Genomic DNA, 23462 nt, shown 5'->3' on the forward strand with positions numbered 1-23462 from the left:
GATGGCGATCCGTTTTGTTACCAAATCGTGACGCGCTGCTCCGGCGGCAGGTACATCTTGTCGCCTTCCTTCACGCCGAATGCCTCGTAGAACGCGGCCTGGTTGCGCAGCGTGCCGTTGGCGCGGAACTGGCCCGGCGAGTGCGGGTCGGTCTTCACCTGCACGATCTGCTGCGCCTCGCGCATCTTCGAGCGCCACACCTGGGCCCAGCCCATGAAGAAGCGCTGGTCGCCCGTGAGGCCGTCGATGACGGGGGCCTGCTGGCCGTGCAGCGAGATTTTATAAGCCTTGTACGCGATGGCAAGGCCCGAGTTGTCGCCGATGTTCTCGCCCAGCGTGAGGGCGCCGTTGACGTGGTAGCCCGGCAGTGGCTCGAAAGAGTCGTACTGCTTCACCAGCATGTCGGTCTTGGCCTTGAAGCGCGCCTGGTCGTCCGCCGTCCACCAGTTGCGCAGATTGCCCTCGCCGTCCGACTGGCTGCCCTTGTCGTCGAAGCCGTGGCCGATCTCGTGGCCGATCACGGCGCCGATGCCGCCGTAGTTGACGGCGTCGTCCGCGCTCGCATCGAAGAACGGCGGCTGCAGGATCGCGGCCGGGAACACGATCTCGTTCATGCGCGAGTTGTAGTACGCGTTCACCGTCTGCGGCGTCATGCCCCACTCTTCGCGGTCGATCGGCTTGCCCAGCTTGTCGATGTTGCGGTTGTAGGCGAAGGTCGCGGCGCGCATCACGTTGCCGACCAGGTCATCCTTCCTGACGCTCAGGCGGGTGTAATCGCGCCACTTGTTCGGATAGCCGATCTTCGGCGTGAACTTCGCCAGCTTGGCCTGTGCTTCCTTTTTGGTCTCCGGGCCCATCCAGTCCAGCTGGTCGATCGATTCCCGGTACGCGGCGAGGACGTTCTTGACGAGTTCCTCCATGCGCGCCTTGCGCTCCGGCGGGAAGTATTTCGCCACGTATTCGCGGCCCAGCGCCTCGCCCAGCGCGCCCTCGACGACGGACACGCCGATCTTCCAGCGCGGACGGTTGACGTCCGCGCCGGTCAGCGTCTTGCCGTAGAAATCGAAGTCCGCGTCGACGAACGCCTTTGACAGGTAAGGCGCGTATTCGCGCAGCAGCTGCCACTGGAAATACGCCTTGACCGTCTCGATGTCGGTGTCGGCGAGGAGCTTGTCGAAGGCCTGCAGGTAGGTCGGCTGGCCGACGATCACGTAATCGACCTTGTTGCCCACGCCGGCGGCGCCCAACGCGGTCTTCCAGTCATAGCCCGGCGTCAGCGCGGTGAGCTGCGCGACGTCCATCTTGTTGTAGTTCTTGTTCGGATCGCGCAGTTCTACCTTCGTCCACTGCGCCTTCGCCAGTGCCGTCTCGAACGCGACGATGGCCTTCGCCTTCGCGTCCGCCTCCTTGTCGCCGGCGAGCGCCAGGATCTTCGCGACGTGCTGTTCGTACTTCGCCTTGGCCGCGGCCATCTTCGCGTCGTCCGCCTTCAGGTAGTAGTCGCGGTCCGGCATGCCGAGGCCGCCCTGGCGGATGTAGGTGGCGTACTTCGTCGACGCTTTCGCGTCCTGCGCCACGCCGATGCCGTACGGCGTCGCGACGCCGATTTTAATGAGGTGCGCGATCAGGTCCGGCACGCCCTTCTTGTCCTTCAGCGTGCGGATGCGCTGCAGTTCGCCCGTCAGCGGCTTGTAGCCCTGCGTCTCCAGCTTCTTCTCGTCCATGAAGCTCGTGTACAGGTCGGCGATCTTTTGCGCGTCCGTGCCGGCCTTCTTGTGCGGGTCCTTCTGGTCCGCTTCGATGATGCCGAGGAGCTGCGGCTGCGTGTCCTCGCGCAGCTTCATGAAGGTGCCCCAGCTCGAGCGGTCGGCGGGGATATCGGTCGTCTTGAGCCACTTGCCGTTCAGGTAAGTGAAGAAATCGTCCTGCACGCGTACGCTCGGGTCGATGTATTGCGTGTCGATGCCGGCGCGGTCCGCCGCGGATGCGAAGGTGGCCAGCATGGAGAGGGTCAGGGTACTGAGAAGGTAACGTTTCACGAGGGGTCCTTGTGTGCTGCGGTGTGGCTTGTGGCCATCCGCGAATGTAACACGGCCCAGTGTGCCGATACACCGGGCCGCCGTCGCCGCGCTCTGCACGAGAATCGCCGGCGGCGGGCTCTTGAGGACTTCGCTGGTGCTCATGACTATCGTTGTTATCGGTTGCGCGGCGGCACCAATTTTAGCGGGGAAGGATAGTCGAATCAGCGACGGGCGCCGGATTTTTACTTAACGATACATTGTATGTACGCCTCAACCGCCGAGATTGATCGACGCGCCGCCGGGGCCGCCCATGCCGCCGCCCATGCCGCCACGCCCGTGGCCGCCCATGCCGCCCGGACGGCCGCCGCCGCGCTCCCCGCCACGTTCGCCGCCGCGTTCGGTGCCCGAACGCCCCTCCGGCACCACGCGCATCAACTGCTCGCCCATGAACGTCGCGACCTGGGCGCGCTGCTTGTCGTCGAGCGCATCGTTCACTTCCAGCCACGCTTCGCGCAGCTGCTTGTCCTCGGTATTGGTCGCCGCGGCTTCCGCCTCGACGGCCCGGTTCAGGTCGCGCAATTCGACCTCCGGCTTCGCGAGCAGCGTCTTCGCCTGTTCCTGCAGCGCCTCGCGGCGGCGCTGGCGCTCGCGCAGGATGGAGCGCGAACGGCCTTCCACCTGGTTCCACAAGGTCTGCTGGTTCGGGGTCAGGTTCAGGGATTTCTTTACGTCGGCGGACATGAACAGCAGGTCCTCGACGCGCATGTCCATCAGCGGGACGGCGAACGAAGGGACGGCGCTGCCGATGGCGAGCGCGCACAGGACAGCGCGGGCGAACCGGGTCGTGATCATCTTTGGGCTCCGGGCAGAAAAAAGCCCACGGTGGGGGAACCGTGGGCAAAGACCACTTCAAGAGTGGAGAGAGAGAGAGAAAAACTGATAAGAACTATATGCTCCGCCCCCCACCCTGTCCGGGCACTTTACAAATGCTTACGCCGTGTTTGCCGGGAGATACAAGGATTAACAAGAACCCCGAGGTCGTATTTACGGCGCGTACTTACAGCGGCAGGTGCCGGCTCCACCCATCGGCCATCGCCCGCGCGAGATCCGCATGATTCGCGTGCCGGCTGGCGCGGTCGCGCTCGCGGCAAAAGGCCTCGTCGCGGTTGAACAGCGACGCCGCCAGGCCGCGGCCGGCCAGCGTGATGCCCGCCGTTTTCTGGAAGCGCAGCGCGGTGAACGCTTGCAGGGCCTGGCCCACATCGCCCGGATGTGCGTCGATGCAGTTCGCCAGGTGCCACGCGTCTTCCAGCGCCTGGCACGCGCCCTGGCCGGACGTGGGCAGGGCCGCGTGGGCCGCGTCGCCGATCATGACCAGGTTGTCCCGGTGCCAGGTCGGCACGGGATCGTGGTCGTGCACGTAGATCTTGTTGATGCGCGCGGCGGGCGTGGTGGCGACGATGCGCCGTACCGGTTCCGGCCAGTCCGAGAAGAGGCGCTGCAGCTCGTCCCGATAAGCGTCCGGATCGCGCGTGCCGATCATGGCCTGCGCCGCGCCGCCGGCCCAATACGCCTTGTCGCGCGCGACGGGCACGATGCCGAAGCGTTCGCCCGTGCCCCAATAGTCCGAGATCGTGTCCACGTCGAACTCCCCCTCGCAGACGCCGATCCAGTTGATGAAGCCCTGGTAGATGGGCGCATTGCCGCCCGTGACGTAGCGGCGGGCGCACGATGCCATGCGGCCGTCGGCGCCGACGATCAGGTCCGCCGTCAAGGTCGTTCCGTCGTCGAAGTGGACGACCGCACCCGGTTCGATGCGCGCGACGTTGCGGCCATACCGGACGGCGACGCCCAGCGCCTGCAGCCGCGCCGACAGGATGCGCTGGAAATCGCTCCTGAGGATGGACAGGCTGGGATAGCCCATCCGCGCGTCGATCAGGCCGATATCCAGCGCGCCGAGGTCCGCGCCGGCACGCGACAGGCGGCGCATCGCACGCGGGCGGCCGGCGACGGCCGCCATGTCGTCCAGGAGGCCCAGTTGATCCAGCACGAAGGCGGCATTCGGCCACACGACGATCCCCGCGCCGATGTTCGCATCGCCGGCGCGCCGTTCGTGGACGGTGACGTCGTGGCCTTTCAGCTTGAGAGCGATCGCGCTGGCGACACCCGCCACGCCACCGCCGAGAATGGCTATGTGCATGTGAATAAAAAAGGCTGCCGCGGCAGCCTTTTCAACGAGGATCGAACGCAGGTCAGGTGTTGAGCTGCTCGGCGTCGCCCAGTTTGTCCTTGTACGAATCGAAGATCTTGACCAGCGCGTCGCGCATGGAGACCTGCGGCTTCCAGCCCAGTTCCGAGACCGTGTTCTCGATCTTCGGCACGCGGTTCTGCACGTCCTGGTAGCCGGTGCCGTAATAGGCGCCCGAGCTCGTTTCGACCAGCTTCACCTGCTTGGCCGTCTCGCGGTATTCCGGATACTCGGCAGCCAGGTCCAGCATCATGCCGGCCAGTTCGCGGATCGAATAATTGTTGACCGGGTTGCCCACGTTGAAGATCTTGCCGGTGGCCTTGCCGTCCTTGTTCTCGATGATGCGCATCAGCGCGTCGATGCCGTCGTCGACATAGGTGAACGAACGCTTCTGCTGGCCGCCGTCGACCAGCTGGATCGGTTCGCCGCGCACGATGTGGCCCAGGAACTGGGTCAGCACGCGCGAGGAGCCCTCTTTCGGCGTGTGGATCGAATCCAGGCCGGCGCCGATCCAGTTGAACGGACGGAACAGCGTGAAGTTCAGGCCTTCCATGCCGTAGCCCCAGATCACGCGGTCCATCAGCTGCTTGGCGCAGGCGTAGATCCAGCGCGGCTTGTTGATCGGGCCGTAGACCAGTTCCGAGTTCTCCGGATCGAATTCCGAGTCCGGGCTCATGCCGTAGACTTCCGACGTCGACGGGAAAATCAGATGTTTCTTGTACTTGGCGGCCGAGCGGACGATCGGCAGGTTCGCCTCGAAGTCCAGTTCGAAGACGCGCAGCGGCTCCTTCACGTACGTCGACGGCGTCGCGATCGCCACCAGCGGCAGGATCACGTCGCACTTCTTGACGTGGTACTCGACCCACTCCTTGTTGATGGTGATGTCGCCTTCAAAAAAGTGCATGCGCGGATGGTCCAGCAGATGCGCGATCCGCTCGGAGTTCATGTCCATGCCATACACTTCCCAATCGGTCGTCTCCAGGATGCGCTTGGAGAGATGGTGGCCGATAAAACCGTTGACGCCGAGGATGAGGACTTTTTTCATTTCAGGTAGGAAACATTTTCACGTATCGCCCGATTATACCACCGCGCAAATTCACGCAAACCCGCCTCCAGTGACGTCGTGGGTTTGTAGCCGACCCAATCCTGCAGCTTGCTGGTATCGGCGTGCGTGGCCGGCACGTCGCCCGGCTGCATCGGCTGGAAGTCCAGCGTCGCCTTGACATCGAGCGCGCCTTCCAGCGTGCGAATGAAGTCCAGCACCTGCACCGGCGTCTGGTTGCCGATGTTGAAAATGGCGTGCGGCGGCTTGCCTTCCGGTTTGGTCGGCTTGAACAGCAGACGGACGACGCCTTCGACGATGTCGTCGATATAGGTGAAGTCGCGGTACAGCTTGCCTTCGGCGAACACGGGGATCGCCTCGCCCGCCAGCATCTTGCGCGCGAAGCTGAAATAGGCCATGTCCGGGCGGCCCCACGGTCCATACACCGTGAAGAAGCGCAGGCCCGTCGTCGGAATGCCGTACAGATGGCTGTACGAATGGGCCATCAGCTCGTTCGACTTCTTCGTCGCGGCATACAGCGACACGGGCGCGTCGGTGACGTCATCCTCGCTGAACGGCGTCTTGGCGTTGGCGCCGTAGACACTGCTGCTGCTCGCGTACAACAGATGCTCGACCTTGTGGTTGCGGCACGCTTCCAGCATGTGGCCGAACGCGACGAGATTCGCCTGTACGTACGCGGCCGGGTTCTTCAGCGAATAGCGCACGCCGGCCTGGGCGGCCAGGTGCACGACGAGCGCCGGTTTCACGCGCTCGAACAGCGCGGCGACCTGCTCGCCGTCGCTCAGTTCGACGGTCTCGCACGGCACGCCGGCCGGTTTCAACAGCGCCTCGACACGGTGGTGCTTCAGCGCCGGGTCGTAGTAATCGTTGAAGTTGTCGCAGCCGACCACGGTGTGGCCCATGGCGGTCAGGCGCACCGCCACCGCGCTGCCGATGAAGCCGGCCGCGCCGGTGACGAGGATCGTTCCCTTGTTGCTCACTGCTTCCGTCATTGCTCGACTTTCCCCGAACGGCGGCCGATGCCTTCGTAGACCAGGCCGGCGGCGGCGAAGGCGTCCGGATCGTAGATGTTACGACCGTCGAACACGGCCTTCAGTTTCAGGTTCTCGGCCAGGAACGGCAGGTCCGGCGCGCGGAATTCCTTCCATTCCGTGACCAGCACGAGCACGTCCGCGCCTTCGACGGCCTGTTTGGCCGACTCGACGATGCGCAGACGGGTATTGCACAGGTCTTCGCCATGCTCGGCCACCAGGACGCGCTTCGCCTCGGTGCTGGCGACCGGGTCGTAGGCGACCACGTTGGCGCCCGCGTCGAACAGCGACTTGACCAGGATGCGGCTGGGCGCTTCGCGCATGTCGTCCGTATTCGGCTTGAACGACAGGCCCCACAGGGCGATCGTCTTGCCGTTCAGGTTGTTTGCGCCGCCGAAGAAGCGCACCAGCTTCGTGTACAGCACGTTCTTCTGTTCTTCGTTGACCTTCTCGGTTGCGGTCAGCAGGTGCAGCTGCTTGTCATGGTCGGATGCCGTCTTGATCAGCGCCTTGACGTCTTTCGGGAAGCAGGAACCGCCATAGCCCATGCCGGCGTACAGGAAGTCCGGACCGATGCGCGGGTCCATGCCGATGCCCAGGCGCACGGCCTCGATGTCGGCGCCCAGCAGTTCGGACAGGTTGGCCAACTCGTTCATGAAGCTGATGCGGGTGGCCAGCATCGCGTTCGCCGCGTACTTCGTCAGCTCGGCGCTGCGGATGTCCATCTCGACGAATTTCTCGTGGTTGCGGCTGAACGGCGCGTACAGCTGGCGCATCTGCTTGCCGGCTTCGGCGTCGTCGAAACCGACCACGATGCGGTCCGGCTTCATGAAGTCGTCGATGGCGGCGCCTTCTTTCAGGAATTCGGGGTTGCTGACGACATGGAACGCGACGTTCACACCGCGTTTCTCCAGTTCGCCCGCGATGGCGCGTTTCACTTTTTCAGCGGTGCCGACGGGCACGGTCGACTTGTCGACGATCACGGCCGGCTTCGTCAGGCGCTCGCCGATGCTGCGCGCGGCCGACAGGATGTGGGTCAGGTCGGCGCTGCCGTCTTCGTCCGGCGGCGTACCGACGGCCAGGAAGATGATGTCGGCGTGGCTGACGGCATCGTCGTAGTTCGACGAGAACAGCAGGCGGCCGGCGGCGGCGTTGCGCTGGACGAGGTTGTCCAGGCCGGGTTCGTGGATCGGGATGATCCCGTCCTTCAACATCGTGATCTTGCGCGTATCGACGTCCAGGCACAGCACGGTGTTGCCGACGTCGGCGAAGCAGGCGCCAGACACCAGTCCGACGTAACCAGTCCCGATAACTGAAATTTTCATGATCTTCTACAGATTGAGGTAAGGGACCATGGGACGCCCGCGCTGCATGCCGGTTCGCCTCATGAGGGAGTGGGCCGGAGGACTTGCCGCCGGGTTAATAACTAGACGAATTTATCACAGATTTCTGGCGAGCACGCTACACGTTTGCTTTTTTGCTATTAAACTGGAGGACGTTCCGTTAGAAAAGCCAAGTAATTGCAATCTATTACATAATAGATGCTACGCTCTGCTATTCCGCCCTGCGCACATCGTCGATGAAGCTCCTTACATTCAGTTCCCTCTTCCCGAACACGGTCAAACCCAGCCACGGCATCTTTGTCGAGACAAGATTGCGTTACCTGCTCGCCAGCGGCCAGGTCGAATCGAAAGTCGTCGCGCCCGTGCCCTGGTTCCCGTCGCAGCACCCGCGTTTCGGCGACTACGCGGCGTTTTCCAAGGTGCCGGCGCGCGAAACCCGCTACGACATCGAGGTCACGCACCCCCGCTACCTCGTCATTCCGAAGGTCGGGATGACGGCGGCGCCGTGGCTGATGGCCCAGGCCTGCAAGAAAGAGATCGGGCGCATCATCGACGAGGGCTATGACTTCGACGTCATCGACGCGCATTATTTCTATCCGGACGGCGTCGCTGCGGTGATGCTGGGCAAGTACTTCAACAAGCCCGTCGTCATTACGGCCCGCGGTACCGACATTAACCTGATTCCGCAGTTCACGCTGCCGAGAAAGCAGCTCATGTGGGCGGCAAACAACGCGGCCGGCATGATCACGGTGTGCCAGGCACTGCGCGAAGAGATGATCGGTCTCGGCATTCCGGGCGACCGCATCGTCTCGCTGCGCAACGGCGTCGACCTGCAGCGCTTCGTGCCGATGGACCGCGCGGCCGCGCGCGCCCAGCTGGGCATCGACGGCTTCACCGTCATTTCCGTCGGCGTGCTCGACCCGCGCAAGGCGCACGACCTGACCATCGGCGCGCTGCCGATGCTGCCGGACGTGAAACTGCTGATTGCCGGCATCGGCCCGGAGCGCAAGAAGCTGGAAGCGCTGGCCGCCAGCCTGGGCGTGACCGACCGCGTCAAATTCCTCGGTGCCGTCGCGCAGACCGAGCTCAAGCATTACTACAACGCGGCCGATGCGATGATCCTCGCGTCCAGCCGCGAAGGCTGGGCCAACGTGCTGCTCGAGTCGATGGCCTGCGGCACCCCGGTCGTTGCATCCAACGTGTGGGGCACGCCGGAAGTCGTGGCCAGGCCGGAAGCCGGCGTGCTGATGAAGGAACGCACGGCGAAAGGCATCGCCGAGGCGCTGACGGAACTGCGCCGCAGCTACCCGGACCACGCCGCCACCCGCCGCTATGCCGAGGGTTTCAGCTGGGACGACACGACCAACGGGCAACTGACGTTGTTTTCGCGCATCATCAACAGCCGCGGCAGCTTGCCGGCGGGCAAGCGCGCCGTCGCCTGACGGGACTCCCGCGCATCCCGGCGTCGCACCGGGGCCGCGGGAGGGTTATACTGGACCGCAGTCTCCTTTCGCTCATCGCCCATGCGCTCCAGCTTCAAGAACGTTGCCCTGGTCACCCTCGGTGTGATCCTCGGGGTTGGCGTCACGATGCAATATTCGGCCCTGGCCCACAAGCCGGTGGACGGCATGCCCATCGAGGGCCTGCACCAGCTGGCGCATGCCTACAACACGATCAAGGCCGACTACGTCGAGCCCGTCGAAGACCGCAAGCTCCTCACGCAGGCCGTCTCCGGCATGGTGGGCGCGCTCGACCCGCACTCGGCCTACCTGGACCGCAAGGCCTACCGCGAACTGCGCGAAGGGACCGAAGGCAAATTCGTCGGCCTGGGCATCGAGATCAACCAGAGCGAAGAAGGCTATGTCCGCATCGTCACCCCGATCGAGGACGCCCCGGCCGCCCGCGCCGGTATCCAGGCGGGCGATTTGATCACACACGTCGACGGCGCGGCGGTGAAGGACATGGACCTCGACGAGGCCATCAAGCGCATGCGCGGCGAGCCGCACACGAAGGTCGTGCTCACGGTGCTGCGCAAGAACGCCCCGGCGCCGCTGTCGTTCACGATCGTGCGCGACGAGATCGTGCAGAAGAGCGTGAAGGGCAAGATCGTCGCGCCCGGCTACGCGTGGGTGCGCGTGTCGCAGTTCCAGGAACCGACTGTCGAGGATCTCGCGAATAAACTGGCCGCGCTCGCGCGCGAGGAGCCGAACCTGAAAGGTCTCGTGCTCGACCTGCGCAACGACCCGGGCGGCCTGCTGCAGGGCGCGATTGGAGTCTCCGCCGCGTTCCTGCCGAAGAATGCCGAGATCGTCTCGACGAACGGCCAGCTGGACGATTCGAAGGCCCGCTTCTACGGCAGCCCCGAGTACTACCTGCTCAGCCGCGGCAACGATCCGCTCGACAAGGTGCCGGACCTGTATAAAACGATTCCGATGGTCGTCCTCGTGAACACGGGTTCGGCATCGGCATCGGAAATCGTCGCGGGTGCGCTGCAGGACCATAAACGCGCCGCCATCGTCGGCAGCCAGACGTTCGGCAAGGGTTCGGTGCAGACGATCCGCCCGCTGGCCGGCGACACCGCCGTGAAACTGACGACCGCACGCTATTACACGCCCAGCGGCCGCTCGATCCAGGCGCGCGGCATCGTGCCCGACGTCCCCGTCGACGAGAACGCCGACGGCGACGGCCTGAACGCCCTGCGCATGCGCGAGGCCGACCTGCAGCACCACCTCAAGAACGACACCAGCCGCGCGGGCGAGGAAGCGACGAACCACGACGACATCGAGGAGCAGATGCGGATCCTCGCCGCCGAACGCACCCGCAAGCCGCTGGAATTCGGCAGCGCGGACGATTTTCAGTTGACCCAGGCGCTGCACCATCTGCAAGGCCTGCCCGTACAGTTATCCAAACGCGCCACGCCGCCCGCCTCGCTCGCCCAACAGGCTCACTGATTCCGCACAACGCCTGTACTGACGGGCTTCCTGTGGAATGGAGCCTCGGTTCCCACCCTCAGTACGATTGTGTAGAATCGCCTGATTCAGGGAGTGTTGCCTCCCGTTATAGTCTATGAAAGCTAGTCAAACATGAAACCTGTCGTCATCAGCGGCACCGGCCTGTTCACGCCACCGAATTCGATCTCCAACGATGAGCTGGTGACGGCGTTCAACCAGTACGTCGAGCTGTTCAACGCGGAGCACGCCGGGAAGATCGCGGCCGGCGAGGTTACCGCGCTGGAACCGTCCAGCAGCGCCTTCATCGAAAAAGCGTCGGGCATCAAGTCGCGCTACGTGATGGAAAAGGCCGGCATCCTCGACCCCACGCACATGACGCCGCGCATCAAGGAGCGCGCCGACGAGGAACTGTCGCTGCAGGCCGAGATCTGCGTCGTCGCCGCCCGCGAAGCCCTCGCGCGCGCGGGCCGCACGCCGGCCGACATCGACATGGTCCTCGTCGCCGCCAGCAACATGCAGCGCGCCTACCCGGCGATGGCTGTCGAGGTGCAGGAAGCGCTCGGCATCGACGGCTACGGCTTCGACATGAACGTGGCCTGCTCGTCCGCCACGTTCGCGATCCAGACCGCCGCCGCCGCCGTCCAGACGGGCCAGGCGCGCGCCGTGCTCGTGCTCGATCCGGAAATCACGAGCGCCCACCTGAACTTCCGCGACCGCGACAGCCATTTCATCTTCGGCGACGCGTGCACCGCGATGGTCATCGAAGCGGCCGACACGGCCACGAGCGCCCACCAGTTCGAGATCCTCGATTCGAAACTCAAGACAAAGTTCTCGAACAATATCCGCAACAACTACGGCTTCATGAACCGTTTCGACGAAGACGGTATCGGCCAGCCCGATAAACTGTTCCGCCAGCAGGGCCGCAAGGTGTTCAAGGAAGTGTGCCCGATGGCGGCCGCGATGATCCGCGACACCGTCGAGCACGCGGGCCTGAAGATCGAGGACATCTCCCGCTTCTGGCTGCACCAGGCGAACCTGAGCATGAACCAGCTGATCGTGCGCACCCTGCTGGGCCGCGATGCCACGCCGGACGAAGCGCCGGTGATCCTCGACCGCTACGCGAACACATCGTCGGCCGGCTCGATCATCGCGTTCCACTCGCACCAGGACGACCTGCCCAGCGGCGCCAACGGTGTCATCTGTTCTTTCGGCGCCGGCTATTCGATCGGCTGCGTCGTCGTGCGTAAAAGGTAGTTCCAGTCCTACAAAGGTGCGCTCCCTCTTCCTCTGGAACAGCGCGTTCCCCGCGCGCATGATCCTCCTGTCAGCGCATCAGCATGCGCAGCCCACAGGAGGATCAAATGACCAAACAAAAGGGACCGGACGCCACGCGCGCCCGCGGCATCGCCAAGGAAAAAATCGTTCCCGTCGCGGAAGGCAGCCAGCAACCGCGCGCACCGGGCTGGGTGGCGCCGGGCGGGGCCAACGTCCAGTCGGCGAATATCGAACAGCAGGGCGCATCCCTGCGCGCGCGCGGCTCGCTGCAGGGCGGCCTCAACGAGAATGTGGGCAGCCAGCGCGGCGGTCCCGGCGCCCAGCAGGCCGGCTGGAGCGCCCGCCAGAGCGCCCAGCGCATGCAGGCGCGCGGCGAAGAAGACCGCCTGAACGCATCGCGCCAGTCGGGCTACGGCGGCATGGAACAGCAGCAGAAAGGCGGCTCGCTGGAAGCGGCGGCGGGTTCCCGGCAGAGCGGCCTCGACACGCCGCGCGAGGGTGACCAGACGGCGCAGCCGGCGTCGGATTACCGCAGCAAGAAGAGCAAGAAACGCAGCAGCTAGGACCCGGCGGCTCGTCTTATAAACGCGCCGCCAGCTCCGCGCCTTCGCGGATCGCCCGCTTCGCATCCAGTTCGGCCGCCAATGCCGCGCCGCCGATCTTGTGGAATGCGGGCCCGCCCTGCTGCCCTTCCGGCGGCATCAGTTCCGCCAGGCTTTCCTGCCCGGCGCAGATCACCACATTGTCCACTTCCAGCAATTTCGCCTGCCCGCCCACGGTGATGTGCAGGCCCGCGTCGTCGATGCGGTCGTATTGCACGCCCGCCAGCATCGCGACGCCGTTGCGTGCCAGCGTGGCGCGGTGCACCCAGCCCGACGTCTTGCCCAGGCCCGCGCCCGGACGCGTCGACTTGCGCTGCAGGAGCCAGATGCTGCGCGCGGGCGTCACGCCATGCGGCTTCACGAGGCCGCCCGGCGCGGCCACGTCCAGGTCGACGCCCCATTCGCCGGCCCAGTCCGCGACGGGCTGCGGGCGCGGCGCGTTGGCGTCGTGGACCAGGAACTCCGCCGTGTCGAAGCCGATGCCGCCGGCGCCGATGATCGCCACGCGCGGGCCGACGGGCGCGCGGTCGCGCAGCACGTCCAGGTAGGACAGCACCTTCGGATGCGCTATGCCCTCGATGCGGGGACGGCGCATCGTGACACCGGTCGCCACGATCACGTCGTCATAGCCGGCCGCGACGAGTTCCTCGCGCGTGACGCGCTGGCCGAGCCGCAGTTCCACGCCCGTCAGCGCCAGCTGGCGGCCGAAATAGCGGATGGTTTCCGCGAATTCTTCCTTGCCGGGGATGCGCATGGCGATGTTGAACTGGCCGCCGATCCGCTCAAGCGCATCGAACAGCGTGACGGCATGGCCGCGCTGCGCCGCCACCGTCGCGGCGGACAATCCCGCCGGCCCGGCGCCGACGACGGCGATGCGCTTGCGCTGGCGTGTCGGCGTGTACACCAGTTCCGTCTCGTGGCATGCGCGCGGGTTCACGAGACAGGTCGCGCGCTTGTTGGCGAACGTGTGGTCCAGGCACGCCTGGTTGCAGGCGATGCACGTGTTGATGCGGTCCGCGTGGCCCGCCGCGGCCTTGTTCACCCAATCGGGATCGGCCAGGAACGGCCGCGCCATCGACACCAAGTCCGCGCTGCCCTCGGCCAGCAGCTGCTCCGCGTCGGCCGGCATGTTGATGCGGTTCGACGCGACGACAGGAATCCTGACGGCATCCCGCAGCCGCGCCGCAACCGACGCAAAGGCAGCGCGCGGCACCGACGTGACGATGGTCGGAATGCGTGCCTCGTGCCAGCCGTAGCCCGTGTTGAGGATCGTGGCGCCGGCGTTCTCCAGCGCCTGCGCCACCTGCACGACTTCGTCCCACGTGTTGCCGCCGTCGACGAGGTCCAGCACGGAGTGACGCACCATCACGATGAACTCGCGCCCGACGGCCGCGCGGATGCGGCGCACGATCTCCACCGGCAGGCGCATGCGGTTCTCGATGCTGCCGCCCCACGCGTCCGTGCGGCGGTTCGTGCGCGCACACAGGAACTGGTTGATCAGGTAGCCCTCGCTGCCCATCACCTCGACGCCGTCGTAGCCGGCGCGTCTGGCAAGCGTCGCGCAGCGGACATAGGCCGCGATGGTCGATTCGATGCCGCGTGCCGTCAGCGCGCGCGGGCGGAACGGGGAAATCGGCGACTTGACGTTCGAGGCGGAGACGACGAGCGGCTGGTAGCCGTAGCGGCCCGCATGCAGGATCTGCAGCAGGATCTTGCCGCCCTCTTCGTGCACGGCGCGCGTGACGCGGCGGTGATTCAGGACGTCGGCGCGGAAGTTCAGCGTGCCGCCGAACGGCAGCAGCCAGCCCTGGCGGTTCGGCGAGATGCCGCCGGTGACGATCAGGCCCGCGCCGCCGCGCGCACGCTCGCGGTAGAACGCGGCCAGTTTCCCGTAGTTCCAGAAGCGGTCTTCGAGCCCCGTGTGCATCGACCCCATGATCACGCGGTTCTTCAGCGTCGTGAAGCCGAGGTCGAGGGGAGACAGCAGGTGGGGATAAGCGGTGTCGGGGAGCGGGGCGGTCATGGGCACGACGTGAGTGATGATCCCGGCATTACACCGGGATTTCGTCGAGCCGTGGTTCTAATCGCGACACGCGCGAACGTCAGGCCGGATAACTCTCCGGCGTGCGCAGTTCGGCGAACTGCTCGATGCTGCCGATGCGCACGCTGACAGGGTTCAGGCTGGTATGCGGCGCCAGGGAGCGCCACGCGAACTTCCACTCCTTTTCGCGCGCGTCGGAAATCGGGCGGGAAAAGGCCGAGCCCAGGCGCGAGCGGATGCCGTATTCGACCTGGCCGTCGATGCCGGCCCAGTTGGGCAAGGCGCGCTGGACGGCGCGGTGCAGGCGCTCGCCGAATTCTTCCGTGTTGTGGATGACGAGGCAGCTGTCGGCCGGGCCGAGGACGTCGAACAGGCTCCGGTTCCACGCCGTGGAAAACGACAGGGTCAGGAAGCCGTTCTCGGGCTGGAGCTTGAACTGGCCGGTGGACAGCGCCAGTTCCAGCTCGGCGCGCAGGCCGTAGCGATGCAGGGTGGGGGGACGTTGATAGTCGTTCATGATGGTCTCGATTCGTAAAAACTAGTCCGGCCGGACCGGAACGTCGTGGCGGTGGATGCGCATGTAGCGGAACGAGACGGACACTTCGCGCAGCAGGAAAATGAAGCTGGCAATCAGGGCGACCATGGCCACCACGAACATGCCGGCGATGTAGCGGTCGAGCGGCAGATTGGTGGTATCGCCGAGGAACAGGCAGGCGATGATCACGCAGATCAGGAAGCCGCAGCCGGTGCTGGCCGTGATCGCATAATTGATCAGCCGCCAGCGCTGGTACAACACGTCGAGCTCCTCGCTGCAATCCGGATCCGGCCCCTTGCGCAGTTCGATCTTGAGGTCGCGGGTACGGTCGATGATGCGCGCGAGGCGGTTCATCAGTACCGTCAGCTTGGTCGCCACGCCGGTCAGCAGGAACACGGGCGCGATCGACAGCTGGATGACATGGCCGATGTCGTTGGTCTGGATATTCATGCGGGTAGCTTGTCGTTATTGTAAGAAGCTGGGGACAGTGTAGCAGGCGGCGGCCTCGGTCCAAATCGACGCCGTTTCAATCGAAACGGCCGTGTCGCTTGAACTGTTCCGTGGCGGCGACGAGGGCACGGGCGATGCCCGCTTCCAGCGCGCCGTGACCGGCGTCCGGGATCATGCGCAGGCGCGACCCGGCCCAGGCCTGGTGCAGGCGGTACGCGGACAGCGGCGGGCAGATCACGTCGTAGCGCCCCTGCACGATCACGGCCGGCAGGTGGGAGATACGGCCGACGTCGCGCAGCAGCTGGTCGGGCTCGAGGAAGCCGCCGTGCGCCATGTAGTGCGATTCGAGCCGGCCCACGCCCAGGTCGAGCGTGTCGGACGCGTGCTCTTCTTCCTGCGGCAGCAGGAACACGCGGCGGCCCTCGAAGCGGCTCCACGCGCGCGCGGCGGGCCAGTACTGCTGCGGATCGTCGCACAGCAGGCGCTTCGTGTACGCCTTCAGCAAATCGCCCCGTTCCTCGACGGGAATCGGCGCGACGAACTCGTCGTACAGTTCAGGATAGAACCACTGCACGCCGTACAGGAAGAATTCGATCTCGGCCGGCGTGCACAGGAAAATCCCGCGCAGGACGAAGCCGAGGCAGCGCTCCGGGTGCGCCTGCCCGTAGGCCAGCGCCAGGGTCGAGCCCCACGAGCCGCCGAACACGAGCCAGCGCTCGATGCCGAACATGGCGCGCAGGCGTTCGATGTCCTCGATGAGCAGCTGCGTCGTGTTGTTGCGCCACTCGCCCAGCGGCGTCGACTTGCCGGCGCCGCGCTGGTCGAACAGGATCACGCGGTAGGTGCTCGGGTCGAAGAAGCGGCGGTGCTGCGGCGACAGGCCCGCGCCCGGACCGCCGTGCAGGAACACGACGGGAATGCCGTTCGGGTTGCCCACTTCTTCCCAATAGATCGTGTGCAGGTCGTCCACGGCCAGCATGCCGTGACGGTGCGGGAGGATGGGCGGGAACAGCGACGGCGGGGTGGCGGGCATGATCGGTCAGCGAAAAAACGACAACCGATTGTAGCCTACCGCCCGGCCATTCTAGAAGAAAGTGTTGAGCGCGAAGCGTACCGCGTAGTCGTCGTCCACGGCCAGCAGCAGCGGCCAGCGGTCGAACGTCGTGCACGGATGCGAGATGCCGCAGCCGACCAGGTCCCCCACCGCGAGCATGTCGCGCACGGGGCCTTCCGGCAGGCGCAGGTACGCGTGCTGGTCGTTCATCTTGACGATCTCGCAGCCGTCCGGCAACGCGTGCGCGGCGCCGGGACCGGGCCGGTGGTGCCACAGCGGCACCGGCAGGCCGGCATCGTGCGACGCGTCGCGCTTGCCCATCGTGAGGATCGCGAGGCCCGGTTCGGGGCGCGACTGCACGACGCTCCAGATCTCCAGCGCCGGCCGCAGGCCCGCTTCCGGCTCGACGCCTTCGCGCGCGTCGAGTGCGGCGATGTGGCGCTGGTACATGCCGTGGTCGCTCGTCAGGTAGCAGCCGCTGCGCAGCACGGGCACGAGCGGCAGCGACAGGCCGTGCAGCTCCTGGAAGCCGCGCGCGACGAGGTCGAAGTACGACGAGCCGCCCGCCGTCACGAGGATCTCGCGCGTGCCGAACAGACCTTCGTCGTCGGCCTCGCGCACGAGCGCGCACAGGCGCGCGACGAAGCTGGACACGGCGCGCAGGTCGGCATCGTGGTCGTCCGACACCAGCAAGCCTTCATAGCCTTCGAAGCCGGCCAGCACGAGACCCGGCGCGCGCTCGATGGCCCGCGCCACTGTCAGCGCTTCCTCGGGTGTGCGGCAGCCGGCGCGCTTGCCGGACAGGCCCAGTTCGACGAGCACGGACAAGGGTCGCGTGAGCGGGTGATTTTCGACTTCCTCGGCCAGGCGCGCCACGCCCGCGAGCGAATCGGCCAGCACGACGCATTCGAAGCCGGGATCCTCGTGCAGCAGCTGCAGCACCATGCGCACGTCGCTGCGTGCGACGAGCTGGTTCGCGACCAGCACACGGCGCACGCCGAAGCGGTGCGCGACCCGCACCTGCACGGCGTTCGCCAAGGTGATGCCCCAGGCGCCGTTCGCGAGCTGGGCGCCGAACAACTGCGGGCACATCGTCGTCTTGCCGTGCGGGGCAATGCGCACGCCGTGGCGGTCGCAGAAATCGCGCATCCACTCGAGGTTGTGGCGCAGCGCGGACGTTTTCAGTACCGCGACGGGAAAACTCGTGTCGCCATGCAGCACGTTCCAGCCCTGCACGCCGATCGCACCCTGGCGCAGCGGCGCCGTCAACGGCAAGCCCTTCACGCCGGGCTGCAGCATCTGTTCTTCGAGACTGGACAAGGCCAGCGCGCCGTGCGGCAATGCGTTCATGGTGTTTTTCTTCGCAACTCGTCCTCGAGATCGACGCGCAGCAGGCCCGGCGTCGGCATCACGCCTTTCGAACCGGGCGTGCGGAAGATGCCGGGCAGGAGGCCATCCTGCTGCAGCTGGGGCAGCAGCTCGGACAGCAGCTCGTCCAGCGAAAAGGCCTGGGGTTCATAGCCTTCCCATTCGAATTCCGCGCACAGCCGAGCGAATTCCTCGTCCGGCCACATCGCGAACACGAGCGTGCCGTCGTCCTTCTTCGCGAGCGCCCAGCCGTTGCGGTACAGGCCCCACACGGTGCCCGACGCGGCCACCCGCTTGACGAAATATTCATAGCGCTGCGGCGCCGGCAGGCGCACCACGGCCTTCACTTGTTCAGCATCGATCATTCAATTATCCCACGCGCGCCCGGCGGCGGCCGTCGGGACGAGCATACGACATCTGCCCTCCACCGCGGCGCGCAGGCCAACACCGGGGTCAGAGCCCGTTTTTTGGAAATTGCCCAAAATCGGGCTCTGACCCCGGTGTTTAGACGCGAAAAAAAAACACCGCCCGGAGGCGGTGTCGATGCGTCGCAAGCGCGGCCGCTTACTGCATGTGCTGGCCACCGTTGATGGCGATGTTGGCGCCGGTGACGAAGGCGGCTTCGTCCGACGACAGGTACGCGACCAGGCCAGCCACTTCTTCCGGCTTGCCCAGGCGGCCCATCGGGATCTGCGGCAGGATCTTCGATTCCAGCACTTCGGCCGGGATGTCGGTGACCATCTTGGTGCCGATGTAGCCCGGCGAGATGGTGTTCACGGTGACGCCCTTGCGCGCCACTTCCAGCGCCAGGGCCTTCGTGAACCCGTGGATGCCGGCCTTGGCCGCCGAGTAGTTGGTCTGGCCGAACGCGCCCTTCTGGCCATTCACGGACGAGATGTTGATGATGCGGCCCCAGCCGCGCTCGACCATGCCGTCGGCGACGGGCTTGGTCATGTTGAACACGGAATCCAGGTTGGTCTTCATGACCGCATCCCAGTTGACCTTGTCCATCTTCTTGAAGGTCATGTCGCGCGTGATACCGGCGTTGTTGACCAGCACGTCGACGGGGCCGACGTCCTGCACGACCTTGGCCACGCAGGCCTGGGCGGAGTCGTAATCGGACACGTCGCATTCATACGCCTTGAAGTCATGGCCCTGTTCGCGCATCGCAGCAAGCCAGCCTTCCGCTTTCTTGCTGCCCGGCGAGTACGTCGTCACGACCTTGTAGCCGAGCGCCGCCAGCTTGATGCAGATCGCTTCACCCAGGCCGCCCATGCCGCCGGTCACTAATGCCACTCTAGCCATTGTCTTCTCCTAGTTTTTGCACACACTTGTTAACTACGGATACCGGCACGGCGCCCCAGCAGTGGCCAGTGGCGCCGTGCGGGTGTTTAATCGCGCTCGACTGCCAGGGCAACGCCCATGCCGCCGCCGATGCACAGCGCCGCGAGGCCCTTCTTGGCGTCGCGGCGGACCATTTCGTGCAGCAGGCTCACCAGCACGCGCGCGCCCGAGGCGCCGATCGGGTGGCCCAGCGCGATCGCGCCGCCGTTGACGTTGATCTTCGACGTGTCCCAGCCCATCTGCTTGTTGACGGCGACAGCCTGGGCGGCGAAGGCTTCGTTGATTTCCATCAGGTCGACTTCTTCGTGCTTCCAGCCGGCCTTTTCCAGCGCCTGGCGGGCGGCGTCGACGGGGCCCATGCCCATGATGGCCGGGTCCAGGCCGGCCGACGAATACGCCTTGATGCGGGCGATCGGGGTCAGGCCCAGTTCCTTCGCTTTCGAGGCCGACATCATGATCACGGCGGCGGCGCCGTCGTTCAGGCCGGAGGCGTTGCCGGCGGTGACGGTGCCCTCCTTGTTGAAGGCCGGACGCAGGCTGGACAGGCCTTCCAGCGTGGCGCCGTGCTTCGGATACTCGTCGGTATCGAACACGGTGGTGCCCTTCTTGGAGGCGATCTCGATCGGGATGATCTCGTCCTTGAACTTGCCGGCCTTTTGCGCGGCTTCCGCCTTCAGCTGCGACTGCAACGCGAATTCGTCCTGTTCCTGGCGCGAGATTTCGTACTTGCGCGCGACGTTCTCGGCCGTCACGCCCATGTGGTACTGGTTGTAGACGTCCCACAGGCCGTCGACGATCATCGTGTCGGTCAGCTTGGCATCGCCCATGCGGAAGCCGTCGCGCGAACCGTTCAGCACGTGCGGCGAGGCGCTCATGTTTTCCTGGCCGCCGGCGATCACGATCGAGGCGTCGCCGCACTTGATGGCCTGGGCCGCCAGGTGGGTGGCGCGCAGGCCGGAGCCGCACACCATGTTCAGGGTGAACGCCGGCACCTTGTCCGGCAGGCCGCTCTTGATGACCGCCTGGCGCGCCGGGTTCTGGCCGACGCCGGCCGTCAGGACCTGGCCCATGATGACTTCGCTGACCGCGGCCGGATCGATGCCGGTCTTCGTCAGCAGGTGCTTGATGACCTGGGCGCCTAGCTCGGCAGCCGGAATTTTTGAGAGCGTGCCACCGAACTTGCCGATTGCAGTACGGCCTGCGGCCACGATTACGACATCTTCCATATCAATCTCCGGTATCCCGGCCCCAGCGGCCGGGGTTCAATGAGTGGACAGCCCTGCTGTCGGCCTTTTTCTGCCCAGGCCTGGAAGAATTCGAACACCAGCACAACGCGCGCTTGAGGAATCACAATCTCCGCTCAAGCTTGGACAGAAAGCCAACAATATTAGTGACCTCGCTTAAATCTTGTTTAAGCAAAATCAATCTTATCAGCTTATTCATCGGAAAAAACAGCCTTTTTATTGATTTTGCTTAAGGTTGAGCATCTTTCTCAGACATTATTTTTGTTCAGGAAACAGGAGTTTCCAGTCATCCAAACCCGCCCAAAACCCTTTTCCGTTGAGTGAAATTTCACAGTAGAATGCACGGGCTAAGCCAACCACATTGATTTATGCCCAAAAGCTCGAGCTCCCTGCCCATCGAAATCAAGATCTCCACGGTCGTGGCCATTTCGACCATCCTGCACTCGGCCGATCCGATCGCGATCGATGCCGCGCTGAAGCAGATGACCGGGGGTGTGTCGGATTTTTTCGAGGATGAATTTGCCGTCATCGATGTCGCCGGCATCGCCGACGACGCCGCGCACATCGATTGGGAGGCGCTGGTCGCGCTGCTCAAGAAATACCGCCTGAACGCCGTCGCCGTGCGCGGCGCGCCGGCCGCGCTGCACGACGTGATCCGCGCCCACGACCTGTTCCTGGACGACGGCACCAGCGGCTTGCAGACGAGCGCCGGCCGCGAACGGGAAATGCCCGCGGCACCGGTCGACACGGCAGAGCCCACAGCCGAACCCGCACCATCGCCCGCGCCGGCCCCTGCGGCACCGGTGCACGCGATGATCGTCGACACACCGGTCCGTGCCGGCCAGCGCATCTACGCGCGCGGCACCGACCTGATCGTGACCGCCGTCGTGAACAATGGCGCCGAGCTCATCGCCGACGGCAGCATCCACGTGTACGCGCCGCTGCACGGCCGCGCGCTGGCGGGGGCGTCGGGCAATGCGGGCGCGCGCATCTTCGCGCTGCAGTTACAGCCAGAACTGGTGTCGATCGCGGGCGTTTACCGGACGTTCGACGAAGGTTTCCCGGCAGAGGTCGCACGCCAGCCGGCACAAATCCGTTTGGTCGGCGACCGAATCGATATATCATCGCTGGGTTCGGCGACCCGCAATTAAAGCGCGCCCCTGTACCAGCACTGACCAGATACTGAAAAGGACACAATTTTTTCATGGCAAGAATTATCGTTGTAACGTCCGGTAAGGGTGGTGTGGGCAAGACCACCTCGAGCGCAAGCTTCTCGACCGGCCTCGCACTGCGCGGCCACAAGACCGTCGTCATCGATTTCGACGTCGGCCTGCGCAATCTCGACCTGATCATGGGTTGCGAACGCCGCGTCGTGTACGACCTGATCAACGTCATCAACGGCGAAGCGAGCCTGACCCAGGCCCTGATCAAGGACAAGCACTGCGACAACCTGTTCATCCTGCCGGCTTCGCAGACGCGCGACAAGGACGCGCTGTCGGAAGAAGGCGTGGAAAACGTGCTGAACGAGCTGGTCAAGATGGAATTCGAGTTCATCATCTGCGACTCGCCGGCCGGCATCGAGCACGGCGCCCTGATGGCACTGACGTTCGCCGACGAAGCGCTGATCGTCACCAATCCGGAAGTCTCGTCCGTGCGCGACTCCGACCGCATCCTCGGCATCCTGCAAGCCAAGTCGCGCCGCGCCCAGAGCGGCGGCGAACCGGTCAAGGAACACCTCTTGATCACCCGCTACTCGCCGCGCCGCGTGGAAAACGACGAAATGCTGTCGTACCAGGACGTGCAGGAAATCCTGCGCATCCCCCTGCTCGGCATCATTCCGGAATCGGAAGCCGTGCTGCACGCGTCGAACCAGGGCAACCCGGCCATCCACTTCAAGGAGACGGACGTGGCCCAGGCCTACCAAGACGTCGTGTCCCGCTTCCTGGGCGAAGACATCCCGCTGCGCTTCACCAGTTACGAAAAGCCGGGCTTCCTGCAGCGCCTGTTCGGAGCGAAGTGATATGCCTCTGCTCTCATTCCTGTTCCCCAAGAATCAGAAAAGCGCGACGGCGGCCAAGGAAAGGCTGCAGATCATCATCGCGCGCGAACGCAGCGGCCGCGGCGGCCCGGATTTCCTCCCCGCCCTGCACCGCGAGCTGATCGAAGTGATCTCCAAGTACACCAAGGTCAACGCCGAGGACATCAAGATTTCCCTCGACCGCCAGGGCAACCTGGAAGTGCTCGACGTCAACGTCGTCCTGCCGGACGCCTGACCCCGTTCTTTCTGCCGCGCCGGGGTGATCACGCCGGCGCGGCGGCCACCTCGCGCACGACGCGCGTGCAGGCATCGATGTGCTGGTAGCCCATCTGCCTGAATAACGCAAAGCCGATCGCGGCCGACGCGACCTGCCCCGCCAGCGGCACGATCTTCGCCGCCGACTTGGCCGCCAGCTTGGCGCCCGACTTCTGCAACAGCTTCAGCACCAGTTCCTTCGTCACGATCTTGCCCACGAGCGTACTGCCGATGGCCGCCACGGCCTGGTAAGTGGCGATGCGCATGCGCGGCTGCAGCCGGTCGATCTGCTCCGGCGACAGGCCGAACGCCCGGTTGATCTCTTCCACCATGACGGCAAAGCTGGACAGGTCCGCGACGATGTCCACGCCCGGCACCGGGATCACGGATACGCCTGCCGAAATGGCCGCGCGCTTGCGCACGAGGCCGCGGCAGCGTTCGCGCACGCGTTCGATGTCCTCGCTGGAGACCGGCAACAGGGCCAATTCGTCGCCCTGACTCTTCTTCTTGAACATGTTAGCTCCTCAACCACAATGTTGACGTCAGTGTAACCGGGAGTTTGTCTACGGCCTGACACAACTATGACGCAATTTCCCAAC

Annotated in this window: 22 protein-coding genes; 7 read left to right on the top strand and 15 right to left on the bottom strand. The window is 65.1% G+C overall.

The window, feature by feature from the left end:
* Positions 1–17: 17 nt before the first annotated feature.
* The 6 genes from ACEN98_RS00900 to ACEN98_RS00925 all read right to left on the bottom strand — a co-directional run bounded on the left by ACEN98_RS00900 (position 18) and on the right by ACEN98_RS00925 (position 7688).
* Positions 18–2003 carry a M13 family metallopeptidase gene (locus ACEN98_RS00900; RefSeq protein ID WP_413385931.1) on the bottom strand — a complete coding sequence of 662 codons (1986 nt, stop codon included), beginning with the start codon at positions 2001–2003 and terminating at the stop codon, positions 18–20.
* 288 nt (positions 2004–2291) lie between these two features.
* Positions 2292–2873 (bottom strand): hypothetical protein, encoded by a 582-nt coding sequence (locus ACEN98_RS00905; protein WP_413337640.1) that lies wholly within the window; start codon positions 2871–2873, stop codon positions 2292–2294.
* Between the two features lie 205 nt (positions 2874–3078).
* Positions 3079–4221 carry an FAD-dependent monooxygenase gene (locus ACEN98_RS00910; protein WP_413380693.1) on the bottom strand — a complete coding sequence of 381 codons (1143 nt, stop codon included), beginning with the start codon at positions 4219–4221 and terminating at the stop codon, positions 3079–3081.
* A gap of 52 nt (positions 4222–4273) precedes the next feature.
* Positions 4274–5314 carry a bifunctional UDP-4-keto-pentose/UDP-xylose synthase gene (locus ACEN98_RS00915; protein ID WP_056134049.1) on the bottom strand — a complete coding sequence of 347 codons (1041 nt, stop codon included), beginning with the start codon at positions 5312–5314 and terminating at the stop codon, positions 4274–4276.
* Positions 5311–6324: an NAD-dependent epimerase/dehydratase family protein gene (locus tag ACEN98_RS00920; protein WP_413380695.1), complete on the bottom strand. Its 1014-nt coding sequence runs from the start codon at positions 6322–6324 to the stop codon at positions 5311–5313. The genes ACEN98_RS00915 and ACEN98_RS00920 overlap by 4 nt, the downstream gene beginning before the upstream one ends.
* Entirely contained in the window at positions 6321–7688 is a 1368-nt protein-coding gene (locus ACEN98_RS00925; RefSeq protein ID WP_413380697.1) for a UDP-glucose dehydrogenase family protein, read from the bottom strand. Before ACEN98_RS00925 ends, ACEN98_RS00920 begins: the two co-directional genes overlap by 4 nt.
* Before the next feature lie 254 nt (positions 7689–7942).
* On the opposite strand from ACEN98_RS00925, the gene ACEN98_RS00930 reads away from it, so the two are divergent.
* The 4 genes from ACEN98_RS00930 (at position 7943) to ACEN98_RS00945 (ending at position 12495) form a co-directional block, all read left to right on the top strand.
* Positions 7943–9148 (top strand): glycosyltransferase family 4 protein, encoded by a 1206-nt coding sequence (locus ACEN98_RS00930; RefSeq protein ID WP_413380699.1) that lies wholly within the window; start codon positions 7943–7945, stop codon positions 9146–9148.
* An 81-nt stretch (positions 9149–9229) separates the two neighbouring features.
* On the top strand, positions 9230–10657 hold the full coding sequence (locus ACEN98_RS00935; protein WP_413380701.1) for a S41 family peptidase: 1428 nt from the start codon (positions 9230–9232) through the stop codon (positions 10655–10657).
* A gap of 132 nt (positions 10658–10789) precedes the next feature.
* Positions 10790–11911, top strand: coding sequence for a beta-ketoacyl-ACP synthase III (locus ACEN98_RS00940; protein ID WP_413380703.1), 1122 nt, complete (start codon positions 10790–10792; stop codon positions 11909–11911).
* 107 nt (positions 11912–12018) lie between these two features.
* Positions 12019–12495 (top strand): hypothetical protein, encoded by a 477-nt coding sequence (locus tag ACEN98_RS00945; protein ID WP_413380705.1) that lies wholly within the window; start codon positions 12019–12021, stop codon positions 12493–12495.
* 16 nt (positions 12496–12511) lie between these two features.
* Here ACEN98_RS00945 and ACEN98_RS00950 read toward each other — a convergent pair whose 3' ends face one another.
* From ACEN98_RS00950 to ACEN98_RS00985, 8 genes are all read right to left on the bottom strand, one after another.
* Positions 12512–14557 (bottom strand): FAD-dependent oxidoreductase, encoded by a 2046-nt coding sequence (locus ACEN98_RS00950; RefSeq protein ID WP_413380707.1) that lies wholly within the window; start codon positions 14555–14557, stop codon positions 12512–12514.
* Between the two features lie 79 nt (positions 14558–14636).
* Positions 14637–15092 (bottom strand): hypothetical protein, encoded by a 456-nt coding sequence (locus ACEN98_RS00955; protein WP_413380709.1) that lies wholly within the window; start codon positions 15090–15092, stop codon positions 14637–14639.
* Positions 15093–15113: 21 nt separating this feature from the next.
* Entirely contained in the window at positions 15114–15560 is a 447-nt protein-coding gene (locus ACEN98_RS00960) for a DUF2721 domain-containing protein (RefSeq protein ID WP_413380711.1), read from the bottom strand.
* 76 nt (positions 15561–15636) lie between these two features.
* Complete coding sequence (gene pip / locus ACEN98_RS00965) at positions 15637–16593, bottom strand: prolyl aminopeptidase (protein WP_413380713.1); 957 nt, start codon at positions 16591–16593, stop codon at positions 15637–15639.
* 51 nt (positions 16594–16644) lie between these two features.
* Positions 16645–17964, bottom strand: a complete 1320-nt coding sequence (locus ACEN98_RS00970; RefSeq protein WP_413380714.1) for an amino acid deaminase — start codon at positions 17962–17964, stop codon at positions 16645–16647.
* Positions 17961–18347: a DUF2750 domain-containing protein gene (locus ACEN98_RS00975; RefSeq protein WP_413380716.1), complete on the bottom strand. Its 387-nt coding sequence runs from the start codon at positions 18345–18347 to the stop codon at positions 17961–17963. The genes ACEN98_RS00970 and ACEN98_RS00975 overlap by 4 nt, the downstream gene beginning before the upstream one ends.
* 199 nt (positions 18348–18546) lie before the next feature.
* Entirely contained in the window at positions 18547–19287 is a 741-nt protein-coding gene (gene phbB, locus ACEN98_RS00980) for an acetoacetyl-CoA reductase (protein ID WP_413380718.1), read from the bottom strand.
* 86 nt (positions 19288–19373) lie between these two features.
* A complete protein-coding gene (locus ACEN98_RS00985; protein WP_413380720.1) occupies positions 19374–20552 on the bottom strand; it encodes an acetyl-CoA C-acetyltransferase in 1179 nt (392 codons plus the stop codon).
* A 386-nt stretch (positions 20553–20938) separates the two neighbouring features.
* Between ACEN98_RS00985 and minC the strand changes: the two genes are divergently transcribed.
* Genes minC through minE form a run of 3 tightly spaced genes read left to right on the top strand, consistent with a single transcriptional unit; the run spans position 20939 to position 22843 of the window.
* Positions 20939–21721, top strand: coding sequence for a septum site-determining protein MinC (gene minC / locus ACEN98_RS00990; RefSeq protein WP_413380722.1), 783 nt, complete (start codon positions 20939–20941; stop codon positions 21719–21721).
* Between the two features lie 53 nt (positions 21722–21774).
* The gene (minD, locus tag ACEN98_RS00995) at positions 21775–22590 is read left to right on the top strand and encodes a septum site-determining protein MinD (RefSeq protein ID WP_413380724.1); all 816 of its coding nucleotides are present in this window, start codon (positions 21775–21777) and stop codon (positions 22588–22590) included.
* Between the two features lies 1 nt (position 22591).
* Positions 22592–22843, top strand: a complete 252-nt coding sequence (gene minE, locus ACEN98_RS01000) for a cell division topological specificity factor MinE (protein ID WP_036231293.1) — start codon at positions 22592–22594, stop codon at positions 22841–22843.
* A 28-nt stretch (positions 22844–22871) separates the two neighbouring features.
* On the opposite strand, the gene ACEN98_RS01005 is transcribed toward minE, so the two are convergent.
* The gene (locus ACEN98_RS01005) at positions 22872–23378 is read right to left on the bottom strand and encodes a hypothetical protein (RefSeq protein WP_413341954.1); all 507 of its coding nucleotides are present in this window, start codon (positions 23376–23378) and stop codon (positions 22872–22874) included.
* Between the last annotated feature and the right edge of the window lie 84 nt (positions 23379–23462).

This window comes from Massilia sp. CT11-137 (assembly GCF_047302885.1).
GTDB lineage: Bacteria > Pseudomonadota > Gammaproteobacteria > Burkholderiales > Burkholderiaceae_D > Telluria > Telluria orientalis.

Excerpts from the sequence above, each read along its gene's own strand:
- ACEN98_RS00900 (WP_413385931.1), bottom strand. The coding sequence starts at position 2,003 with ATGCTGGCCACCTTCGCATCCGCGGCGGACCGCGCCGGCATCGACACG.
- ACEN98_RS00905 (WP_413337640.1), bottom strand. The coding sequence starts at position 2,873 with ATGATCACGACCCGGTTCGCCCGCGCTGTCCTGTGCGCGCTCGCCATC.
- ACEN98_RS00910 (WP_413380693.1), bottom strand. The coding sequence starts at position 4,221 with ATGCACATAGCCATTCTCGGCGGTGGCGTGGCGGGTGTCGCCAGCGCG.
- ACEN98_RS00915 (WP_056134049.1), bottom strand. The coding sequence starts at position 5,314 with ATGAAAAAAGTCCTCATCCTCGGCGTCAACGGTTTTATCGGCCACCAT.
- ACEN98_RS00920 (WP_413380695.1), bottom strand. The coding sequence starts at position 6,324 with ATGACGGAAGCAGTGAGCAACAAGGGAACGATCCTCGTCACCGGCGCG.
- ACEN98_RS00925 (WP_413380697.1), bottom strand. The coding sequence starts at position 7,688 with ATGAAAATTTCAGTTATCGGGACTGGTTACGTCGGACTGGTGTCTGGC.
- ACEN98_RS00930 (WP_413380699.1), top strand. The coding sequence starts at position 7,943 with ATGAAGCTCCTTACATTCAGTTCCCTCTTCCCGAACACGGTCAAACCC.
- ACEN98_RS00935 (WP_413380701.1), top strand. The coding sequence starts at position 9,230 with ATGCGCTCCAGCTTCAAGAACGTTGCCCTGGTCACCCTCGGTGTGATC.
- ACEN98_RS00940 (WP_413380703.1), top strand. The coding sequence starts at position 10,790 with ATGAAACCTGTCGTCATCAGCGGCACCGGCCTGTTCACGCCACCGAAT.
- ACEN98_RS00945 (WP_413380705.1), top strand. The coding sequence starts at position 12,019 with ATGACCAAACAAAAGGGACCGGACGCCACGCGCGCCCGCGGCATCGCC.
- ACEN98_RS00950 (WP_413380707.1), bottom strand. The coding sequence starts at position 14,557 with ATGACCGCCCCGCTCCCCGACACCGCTTATCCCCACCTGCTGTCTCCC.
- ACEN98_RS00955 (WP_413380709.1), bottom strand. The coding sequence starts at position 15,092 with ATGAACGACTATCAACGTCCCCCCACCCTGCATCGCTACGGCCTGCGC.
- ACEN98_RS00960 (WP_413380711.1), bottom strand. The coding sequence starts at position 15,560 with ATGAATATCCAGACCAACGACATCGGCCATGTCATCCAGCTGTCGATC.
- pip (WP_413380713.1), bottom strand. The coding sequence starts at position 16,593 with ATGCCCGCCACCCCGCCGTCGCTGTTCCCGCCCATCCTCCCGCACCGT.
- ACEN98_RS00970 (WP_413380714.1), bottom strand. The coding sequence starts at position 17,964 with ATGAACGCATTGCCGCACGGCGCGCTGGCCTTGTCCAGTCTCGAAGAA.
- ACEN98_RS00975 (WP_413380716.1), bottom strand. The coding sequence starts at position 18,347 with ATGATCGATGCTGAACAAGTGAAGGCCGTGGTGCGCCTGCCGGCGCCG.
- phbB (WP_413380718.1), bottom strand. The coding sequence starts at position 19,287 with ATGGCTAGAGTGGCATTAGTGACCGGCGGCATGGGCGGCCTGGGTGAA.
- ACEN98_RS00985 (WP_413380720.1), bottom strand. The coding sequence starts at position 20,552 with ATGGAAGATGTCGTAATCGTGGCCGCAGGCCGTACTGCAATCGGCAAG.
- minC (WP_413380722.1), top strand. The coding sequence starts at position 20,939 with ATGCCCAAAAGCTCGAGCTCCCTGCCCATCGAAATCAAGATCTCCACG.
- minD (WP_413380724.1), top strand. The coding sequence starts at position 21,775 with ATGGCAAGAATTATCGTTGTAACGTCCGGTAAGGGTGGTGTGGGCAAG.
- minE (WP_036231293.1), top strand. The coding sequence starts at position 22,592 with ATGCCTCTGCTCTCATTCCTGTTCCCCAAGAATCAGAAAAGCGCGACG.
- ACEN98_RS01005 (WP_413341954.1), bottom strand. The coding sequence starts at position 23,378 with ATGTTCAAGAAGAAGAGTCAGGGCGACGAATTGGCCCTGTTGCCGGTC.